This is a genomic window from Metabacillus rhizolycopersici (assembly GCF_020075705.1).
The window spans coordinates 1-4,957 of the sequence record NZ_JAIQUM010000148.1 but is presented as its reverse complement, the minus strand read 5'-3'; the positions used below and the strand labels follow the sequence as shown (position 1 = coordinate 4,957).

Annotated in this window: 7 protein-coding genes; 1 reads left to right on the top strand and 6 read right to left on the bottom strand. The window is 35.6% G+C overall.

What is annotated here, in order from left to right:
• Positions 1 to 240: 240 nt before the first annotated feature.
• Both ynzI and K9V48_RS26960 read right to left on the bottom strand, forming a co-directional pair.
• On the bottom strand, positions 241 to 396 hold the full coding sequence (gene ynzI, locus K9V48_RS26965) for a small membrane protein YnzI (RefSeq protein ID WP_224142160.1): 156 nt from the start codon (positions 394 to 396) through the stop codon (positions 241 to 243).
• A complete protein-coding gene (locus K9V48_RS26960) occupies positions 393 to 1,001 on the bottom strand; it encodes a DUF3967 domain-containing protein (protein WP_224142159.1) in 609 nt (202 codons plus the stop codon). Before K9V48_RS26960 ends, ynzI begins: the two co-directional genes overlap by 4 nt.
• A 414-nt stretch (positions 1,002 to 1,415) precedes the next feature.
• On the opposite strand from K9V48_RS26960, the gene K9V48_RS26955 reads away from it, so the two are divergent.
• The gene (locus K9V48_RS26955; protein ID WP_224142158.1) at positions 1,416 to 1,745 is read left to right on the top strand and encodes a hypothetical protein; all 330 of its coding nucleotides are present in this window, start codon (positions 1,416 to 1,418) and stop codon (positions 1,743 to 1,745) included.
• A gap of 65 nt (positions 1,746 to 1,810) precedes the next feature.
• Here K9V48_RS26955 and K9V48_RS26950 read toward each other — a convergent pair whose 3' ends face one another.
• The 4 genes from K9V48_RS26950 to K9V48_RS26935 all read right to left on the bottom strand — a co-directional run.
• On the bottom strand, positions 1,811 to 2,263 hold the full coding sequence (locus K9V48_RS26950) for a winged helix-turn-helix transcriptional regulator (protein WP_224142157.1): 453 nt from the start codon (positions 2,261 to 2,263) through the stop codon (positions 1,811 to 1,813).
• A gap of 811 nt (positions 2,264 to 3,074) precedes the next feature.
• A complete protein-coding gene (locus K9V48_RS26945; protein WP_224142156.1) occupies positions 3,075 to 3,323 on the bottom strand; it encodes a PepSY domain-containing protein in 249 nt (82 codons plus the stop codon).
• 199 nt (positions 3,324 to 3,522) lie between these two features.
• Positions 3,523 to 4,644, bottom strand: a complete 1,122-nt coding sequence (locus K9V48_RS26940) for a GerAB/ArcD/ProY family transporter (RefSeq protein ID WP_224142155.1) — start codon at positions 4,642 to 4,644, stop codon at positions 3,523 to 3,525.
• A gap of 121 nt (positions 4,645 to 4,765) precedes the next feature.
• A partial coding sequence (locus K9V48_RS26935; protein WP_224142154.1) for a hypothetical protein occupies positions 4,766 to 4,957 on the bottom strand: 192 nt, incomplete at its 5' end.

Genomic DNA, 4,957 nt, shown 5'->3' with positions numbered 1-4,957 from the left:
AACCCCTCATACCAAAGGGATTCGCTCTATGCTCAGGATAGGTTTTTATTTTATCCTTTATGCATGATTTTATACATGGTTGATGGATCAACGTTTTGGGCTTCGGAAGAAGCTTGGCAGCTGCATAAAATTGTGTATAATTGAAGAACCCAACTATTTGGTTTACTTACAATATTCCAACTAAAAAAGAGAGCAGACTGTGGTGAGCAGTTTGCTCTCTTTTTTAGTTGCTGAGGTAATTTAGAAACCTTTGAAATAAGAATTCAGCAGAAAAAGTAAGGCAAAGAAAGTAATAATAATAATCGCTTCTATCGTGTGTTTTTTTGCTTCTTTCTTTTGCCTCATATGCTTTCTATATTCTTGTTGTATTTTTCTCCTTCTATGGTCTAATTTCATATGGACCCCCTATTAAAAAGCCGAGCAAAGAACCCTTTTTTCTTTTCTTCTTGAGATGCAGCAAGTTGTTCTTTAACTTCTAGTAACAACTTTTTTGTTTCCTGAGACTCTCTTAATGACTGAACTAACTTTCGATCACGCTCTTCCAGTTTAGTATCTATGTATTTTTGTTGTTGCTGCTGCTTTTTATCTACATAAGAAACATGCTTCCGCAGTTCCGCAATCTCTTCTTTTTGATCAGCAATCACTTGCATAGTTGCACCCATTTGTTCAAGTGCGTTTTGAAGTTGTAAAGCATATTGATTTACGTCATTTTCTGATTGCTGTTGCACTACTGCTGCTGTTGTTGCGGTTGATTGTTCAATATCAAAATTCCTAGGAAACATCTGGCTTAGACCGTTATCTATTTCTATTGCGGTTAGCTTGCGTTTAAACCCTTCAGCAATGAACCGCAACACTTCCACAGTTTCGGATCGATAACGTTTTTTCCTTCCTTCACCAACGGAAGGAATGTAATCTGTAAAACTGTCTCGATAATATCGAGCAGTAGATTCTGGTATATTTAACTCTTTTGCAACTTCTGCAATAGTCATTAATTTTTTCATTTATCTCTCTCCGATCTATGAGAAATCTATTAATTATCATTCTACAGCAGTTCCGCAATCACCTCCACAATGGGGAAAATGGCGCCATTATGCGTTTTTTCCTCATTGCTGTTGCGCTGCTGCTGTATTACTGTTGCTAATTACTTAGCACCTTAAAGGTGCAGTTGTTGCCTTAAAGGCAACATAGGTTTTAAAGGCTTTGTCTAGCGATCCAACGTGCTGACGTTGGCTGGGGTGGTGGGGCGAGTAGCCCTACGGTTTTTGTGTTTAGCACGCTTGCGTGCTCGCCTGTTTGACAGGCGATATAGCGTCGCAGACCATACGACTTTACTCATGTAAAGTATAGTGTGCTATACTTTACATGGAAGTTTTTGGCCGGAATCTAGACCTAAAATAGAGGGGTAAATAGGAGTTATGGTTTGTTCTTATTGTGGTTCAGAGAATAGCGAATATGCTGAAACTTGTAGCTTTTGTGATGCTCCTTTGAAGAAGCAGCGTCCAAAAATGAGAGAGTTTGTTTATTTGGATAAAGTTGAATTGTCTTTTGATCAGCTGTCGATTTTTCATGCATATGACTTATTGGTTTTACTTCGCCTGGTAAGAGAAGTACGTTCGAAATTGTATAATCTCATGAGAAGCGTTCAGAAGGATCCAGAAGAGGTTGTAATAGGTTCTAATACTAGAACCTTTGCCGAAAGTGAATATAAGCTTTATAGGGCCAGTATGAAAGTAATTGGGGTATAAGCCTAAAAGAGTAGATAGAGAATTTGAGAGAAAAATAAAAAGGTGTGTCGATATGACACACCTTTTTATTTAATTCTTTTTAAGTGATCTACTTCTTTACGGACTTTCTTTATATTGCGATCTTGTCCTTTAAATGCAAAGGCAGGATCTAAACGATATGTTAGTGAGTTTCCTACTTTCGGTCCTTTAACAATTATACCTTTTTCAATAAGTTGTTTAATTGATCTGTTAACTTGTTGTTTTTTTAAGCCTAATTCATCAGCAATTGATATTTGACTGATTCTTAACCAATTTTCGTAATCTAACTTGTACATTAAGAAGAATAGCACTCTTGATGTTTCGCCTGATAAATTAGCTTTTGCTAAATGAAGTAATGATTCTTGAAATGCCATAATCCAATCTCCTTTCGGAACTTTTTTTCTTTTTGTTGGTGTTAGTATGTACTGATGTATTTCTCCATTTTCGTCAGGGACTTCAATAAATATGTCTTCTTTTAATTCATGGCTCTTATCTTGCAAAGTTTCCCCTCCTCGTTTTTAAAGTAGTAATCAAATATGATTATTATAGTAAACGTATATGTTTACCATTATAGTAAACATATACGTTTACTTCGTCAACATATATGTTTACTAGGTAGGTTGATTTTTCCTTATATATCAAGGTTTTTAGCATGTCCCTTTTTGTTTCATTATCTTTTGTAGTAAATCGGATGTTGTTTTACAACTCCTATTTTTATCTTTTTTACGTTGAAGCCTAAAGGCTAAAGGTTGCCATCAAGGCAACCAAAACCTTGTCTTTAAGAAAGATAAGTATCGTAACTATAAGGTTAATAATATGTTAATCAATTTCTTTTTTATTTTGGTTTGAATATGCCATAAAACCCCATTATAGAAGCATTTATGACTCCTCCCTCAACGCTGTAAACAGTAGAAGACCTCGACCACACAAAGTTCATTGTGATCGAGGTCTTCTACTACTGGTTTTCGGTCGGAGTCACTATATGAAAATGTAGGTTAATGATTGGAGTCTCAATGTTTTTACTTATATGGGGTCTATGGAGAAGTTGTTGGGAAATATTACTAATTAGTGGGATTGTATTAATACTACCATCACTATATTTTTTAGGTGCAGAAAATTGGTTTAGATTATTTGGGTTTTTACCTTTGTTTCCCCTGTTTTTAGCCTATTATATAAGAAAAGGAGTTTTATAATTAATTAGGTTTTTGTTAACATAATCATGTTTATAGGCAATAAAAAAAGATCTTTTAACGAAGATCCTTTTTTATTGCTTATTTATTAATGCACCTGTTAGTTCAGGAATAGCTTATTTTAGTCATTATCATTTTCTTGGTCAATTTTTAAGATTTTACCGTTTTTTGCGAGTATCTCTACTTCAAATATCATGCCTTGTGGTGTCATAATGAATACCTCATAAACTAAAACACCATTTTCTAAATCCATATCCACATGCATAACTTTCCCAGGTACTCTTTGAAGGGCTATTTCTTGGGCTTGTTGCATTGTAATCCTTTGTCTATGCATAGGTACTGGGTTGCCATAAGGAAAATCTTGATACATTGAAAATTTCCTCCTCATTAAGAAAACCAACTCATTTATCTATATACATCTGACAAGTTCTAGGTTCCTGAACTATACTGCTCTGTTAGTTAAAGAGATTTCAAAGGATGTGTAGTCGACATAAGCGATGATATAGGAAGTTAAAAAAGCCATCGCATTTATTTAAATTCGATGGCTTTGGAATATAGTATAGAGGTGATTATGTTACATTTGATTTCGATCTATTTTTCTTCTTGAAACCGTTACGAATCAGAGCAACGAGCAACATGAATAACGGAATGACCACGATGAAAGGCAGGTTGAGGGGATACATTATAATGTCTAAACCTTCTTCAATATGTTCTGCAAAATTCGAGGCAATCATCATAGATAAAAAGAGGAGAATAACCCCCATTGGTAACACAATTTGTTGATGGTTTTTTACCTTAAACAAATCGACTATTCCGATTACGGCAGAATAAAACAAAATGGATATCTTGAAAAACATCGTAATCAGAAAGGTAAAGACAACAATAACATCAAGTCGTTGGATAAAATCAAAAAGGTTGATTTTTCCAACGGTCGATAACAAAGGAAACGTAGATTTCTCCACTGTTTCAACACCAAGAACAGCGATATCTAAACTAGTTGTATAACTTAAGATAAGTCCACTTGAAATTACGGCAGACAGCCAAACTTTTTTAGCTAATTCGGGTCGATTTAGATATGGAAGAAGCATGGTAAAGGCGATCATTTCTCCAAAAGGGAAAAGGGTGGTAAGGGGAAAGGCTGTCGTTAAGATGGATTTCCATCCATTTTCAAGAAACGGTTGCAAATTATGGAGATCGACACTACCTGAAAAGTACAATAAAAGATTTCCTGCCAACCCGAAAAATATCAAGATAACAATAAATACTTCTGTTGTTCTCCCAAATACTTCAATCCCTAGATAAAGGACATAACAAATAGCAAGAACCATTAAGATGTTGAGCGCCAATAACGGTGTGCTTGTCATTGTCGATGCAAGCAGCAAATCCCCAAAGTCACGTAAACCCCGGGCAGCCTGGTACAAAAAAAATATGACGTATAATAGCCCTATTATCCACCCAACGTATTTACCGAATATTTTCCTGACATATCCAGTCAACGGCAAGTTGGGATATTGGCGAAATAAAGCGTAATAAATGAAGAATACAGCTATTCCCCCACACATTCCTAAAAGAATCGCAAGCCAAGCATCTTTTTTGGCACCTATTCCATAACTTACAACTATCGCGCTCCCAAGGTCAAATAAAAACATCATGGCAAATAGTTGAATGACACTAATCTTTGCTTTCTCCACTGTCTATAAGTTCCCCGTTTCCTCAATTGATTTAATCCGCATACTTGTACATCTCAGTCTAGTTATTCATTTTCCCCTCTTTCCAATTTTGAATACCTGTAAGGGTTGAGGAGTGCATACTCTATACAAATCTAGTTAACATAATCGCAATTTCCGGAAGTACAGAAAAAGAGCATAAAAAGAGCGAACCCCTCATACCAAAGGGATTCGCTCTATGCTCAGGATAGGTTTTTATTTTATCCTTTATGCATGATTTTATACATGGTTGATGGATCAACGTTTTGGGCTTCGGAAGAAGCTTGGCAGCTGCATA